4 protein-coding genes are annotated in these 4001 nt (G+C 58.2%); 3 read left to right on the forward strand and 1 reads right to left on the reverse strand.

Features of this window, described 5'->3' with window-relative positions; translation table 11 throughout:
* Nucleotides 1–497 precede the first annotated feature (497 nt).
* Together NW839_RS10330 and NW839_RS10335 are read left to right on the forward strand one after the other, a co-directional pair.
* Nucleotides 498–1028, forward strand: coding sequence for a hypothetical protein (locus NW839_RS10330; RefSeq protein ID WP_414351917.1), 531 nt, complete (start codon nt 498–500; stop codon nt 1026–1028).
* 166 nt (nt 1029–1194) lie between these two features.
* Complete coding sequence (locus NW839_RS10335; protein WP_011431889.1) at nt 1195–1842, forward strand: flavin prenyltransferase UbiX; 648 nt, start codon at nt 1195–1197, stop codon at nt 1840–1842.
* Between the two features lie 126 nt (nt 1843–1968).
* Here the strand turns inward: NW839_RS10335 and NW839_RS10340 are convergent, their stop codons facing one another.
* Nucleotides 1969–3087: an alpha/beta fold hydrolase gene (locus NW839_RS10340; RefSeq protein WP_414380632.1), complete on the reverse strand. Its 1119-nt coding sequence runs from the start codon at nt 3085–3087 to the stop codon at nt 1969–1971.
* 94 nt (nt 3088–3181) lie between these two features.
* Here NW839_RS10340 and NW839_RS10345 point away from each other — a divergent pair, with 94 nt between their 5' ends.
* Nucleotides 3182–3835, forward strand: a complete 654-nt coding sequence (locus tag NW839_RS10345) for a cobalt-precorrin-8X methylmutase (protein WP_414351913.1) — start codon at nt 3182–3184, stop codon at nt 3833–3835.
* Nucleotides 3836–4001: the final 166 nt, after the last annotated feature.

Consider the following 4001-nt stretch of genomic DNA (forward strand, 5'->3'; position numbering starts at 1 on the left):
TGTTGGCAGACTCGAAAGTAAACAGAAAGATCAACTGGTAGTAATCCGTACTGAACATATTATACATTATACATTATTTTCAGTATAGTTGAGCTTATTATTGACTAGAGTCATGCTCCTTTTTTCTCAGTGTGCCATAGGTAGCTGTCAACCATCTGGAGGCTGGCCATCTTCAGGGAACTGGCAGCAACTCAAAAAACGAACTTCCGTTGGCGCTCTTTTTGCAGCCGGGCAACTTCAGCTCCAATGGATAAAACAACGGCTGTGGCACCAACTGACCGGCGCCGGCCTCTGCCGCTTGGCTCACAGCCTCCGCGAGGGAGAAAGTCCATCGTCCCCTCATATCAAAAAGAACATCTACTTCACGAAGAGTGGTTGGAGCGAAGGGGAGACTGCGCAGATTCAGGAAACCGAGAACCTGATATGGTAGGCGTTATCCTGCCTGATCTGCTCTTTTGCTCAGTGCAGCCTCCCCTCTTCATAGACTGATGCGAGAATTGCCCTCTGATCCTTCCAATCGTGCCGGCGTACCCTTTGGGGATCAGACCCTGGCTCTGATGCGCGTCCAGGAGGCCCTGGATCAATTGGAGGCAGCCATTCTCAGTAGCCCTCGCCTGTTTTGGTCTCGCACCCTTATTGAAGAGGAAAAGATTCTGGAGCAGTTAGACTTTATCCGCCTGAACCTGCCGACAGCCCTGGAGGAAGCGGAGGAACTGCTGCGCCAGCGGGATCGGATCTTGGCAGAGGCCAATCGCTACGCCCAAGAAATTGTGGCCGCGGCCCAACGTAGGGCTGAGCAGCTCCTCAACGAATCGGCGATTCTGCGACAGGCCCAAGCTCAGGCGGAGCAGTTATTGCAACAAGCCTATCAACAGAGTGAGGAGGTGCGGCGACAGACACTGCAGGAATCGGAGCGCCTGCAGCGGGAGGCCCACCGTTACGTGGATCAGGTGTTGCAAGACTTGGAGTTGCGGTTGGTGGAGTCCTTGCGGGTGATCCGCAACGGGCGGCAAAATCTGCAGACCTAACAGAGAAGAGTCAGACTGGGGCTTGAGCGCTGCCTTCAACCTGTGCCAGGAGCATTTTTATCCCGCGTTGTGCAAGTCTTTTGGAGCGGTGGGTTAGGGATCCCCTGAGCAGGCGAGGGACGGCTCCCCTCGCTAGACTTGAGCAGAAGACGTTCCCCAGCGGCCCTTGACATCCTCTCTGCCCATCATCCTTGGCGTATCAGGCGCTTCAGGGATGCTCTATGCTGTGCGCGCTCTGCATGTTCTGCTCAGCCTGGACTACCGCGTCGAAGTGGTGGCCTCCAAAGCGGCCTATCAGGTGTGGCAGGGAGAACAAGGGGTGCTGCTGCCGACAGACCCCCGCAAGCAGGCCCACTTTTGGCGACAGCAAGCCGAGAGCAGCGGTGGATCCCTAGTTTGTCATCGCTGGCAGGATGTGGGGGCAACCATTGCCAGTGGCTCCTATCGCACGCAGGGGATGTTGGTGATCCCGTGCAGCATGGGTACAGTTGCCAAGTTGGCTGCCGGCTTGAGCTCGGATCTGCTGGAGCGGGCTGCTGATGTGCAGCTCAAGGAGGGACGACGCTTGGTGGTGGTGCCGCGGGAAACCCCCTTTAGCCTGATCCACCTGCGCAACTTGACCACTCTGGCAGAAGCGGGGGCGCGCATTGTTCCGGCCATTCCAGCTTGGTACCACCAGCCGCGTACCATCCTAGATTTGGTGGATTTTGTGGTGGTGAAGGCGTTGGATCAGTTCGGTATTGATGGCGATCTCATTCGCCGCTGGCAGGGGATGCGCCAGCATCAGATCCTCAAGCTGCCCCCTGATCTCTGAGCGGGATCCCTTTTCCCGGCGGCAGGCTGGGATTTGGCTTGGGGGTGTTCCAAGCTGAGGGGGGCCCTGTGCCGATAGCCCTCACTTGTGGCACCTTGCCGGGAATAGCTCAGATCACTTGCTGAGCTAGCCGACTCGGGGATCCCGCTGAAGGGGGGTGGGCAAGTTAGGGCAGGTCTCCAGACTGGCCGCCCATTCCCCGATGAGGGTGTTGACCCAGTGAGGCAGCTCGTCGTGGGCGCAGTGGCCTACTCCCGGCAGCTTCACCAAGGTGAGGGCAGGTTGCCAGCGCTTAAATTGGTCTGCCAAAAAACTGGGCACTGCCGGATCTTCTCGGCCCCAAAGTAGCAAGATAGGCATTTTTAGGGTGGGCAGCAGGCGTTTGGGGCTGTCGAAGCGGCGGCAGAGAATGGCCCTCAGACCGTCCAAAAACACGTGGGCTGCCCCCGGCTCAAAGGCCGGTCTCTGGAAGATCTGCACCAGCTCGTCATCCACCTGCTCATCCCGCTTGTAGACATTCTTGATCCAAGCTCGTAGCACCTCGGTTTGTCGCAGCCAGTTGAAGAGGTGGGGATAAGTGAGGGGGCACCCCAGCAACGACAGAATCCCTTCGCAGAGGGCTCGCACCAGAGCATCCCAGGGAGAGGGCAATTCTTCCGGATGGGGCCCATCGGCGCAGCTAATCAAGCACAGGCCCTTCACCATCTGGGGATAGCGGGCGGCGGCAATGACTCCCACCAAGCCCCCGATGGAATGGCCCACCAGGATGCTGGGCTGCTGAATGTGAGTTTGCCAAAACTCGTGTACCTGCTCCACCCACAGATCAACGCTGTAGGCAATCTCCGGCTTGGCACTCTTGCCAAATCCCAGCAGGTCGAGGGCATAGACGGAGCGCTGGGATCCCAGAGGGAGAATGTTGTGGCGCCAATGACCCACTGACGCTCCAAATCCATGGATTAAAAGGGCCGGAGCTGCCGTCAAGTTGACGACACCGGCAAGGGTTTGGGCGCGACTGGGGGTGTAGGTGAAATGGATGGGCCAGCCCCGCCAATGCCAGGTTTGGGAGTAGCCGTAGCGAGGCAAAGCCGACAAGGGATCCCTGTCGCTACCCGTTGGGGAAGGGGGGGGCGCATCAACAGAGGAGAAACCGGGAGCGCCAACGGAATTGGCGCCGACGGGAGCAGAAGGGGAAGGATGGGAGTCGAGTCCGTGCAAGGGAGAAGTGGGTGATAACAATAGGCTCATCTCCAATTTAGGCTAGACCAATCTTAGTGGTTTCCTCGGCTCATCATTTAATAGGACGTACTTTGCCACCGGTTCTTCTTTAGGACATGCCAGCATGACTGTGCCCCTGACTCCAGACCCAATGAATGAAGCCTTCGGGATAGACCCGATTACCGCTGCCAGCTTTCGCCAGATCGATCAGGAGATCGGCCCCCACCCCTGGCAAGGGATCCCTTATGAGGTGGTGCGCCGTGCCATTCATGCCACTGCCGACTTTGAGCTGCGGGATCGCTTTTTCTTCGGCCCCAACGCCGTTGAACACGCCCTGGCAGCCCTACGGCAAAAGCAGCCTGTCATTGTCGATGTCAGGATGGTGGCAGCTGGGATCCAGTCAGGTCTGAAAGCCCAAGGGATCCCCCTCTACTGTGCTTTGGACTGGGTGGAGGAGCCCCGTTGGCCCGGTCAAACCCGCGCCGCCAATGGGATGGTGAACTTGGCACGCCGCTATCCAGAAGCCCTGTTTGTCGTTGGCAATGCCCCCACCGCGTTGCTGGCTTTGGTGGAGGAGATTCGGGCACAGCGGGTCAAGCCGGCTTTGGTGATCGGAGTGCCGGTGGGATTTGTGGCGGTGGAAGAGGCCAAGCAGGCGTTGGCGCAAACGGATGTTCCCCAGATTCGGGTGGAGGGCCGCAAAGGCGGATCCCCAGTTGCTGCTGCCATTGTCAATGCCCTTCTCTTGGCAGCTCAACGGGATCCCATCCCCAACTGACTAGAATTGAAGGGATATCTTCAGACCTTTCCCATGACCCCAGAACAAGAGGAGTGGCTGATTCGCAACCTTCAGCAACAACAAGAACAAATCCAAGAAATGCGGGCCGAGCAGCAGCGGTCGGCTGAGCGCTTTGAGGCTCAGATGGTTGAGATGCGGCAGGGCT

Origin of the sequence: Synechococcus sp. R5-15 (assembly GCF_047462035.1) — a bacterium.
Taxonomy (GTDB): Bacteria; Cyanobacteriota; Cyanobacteriia; order Thermostichales; family Thermostichaceae; genus Thermostichus.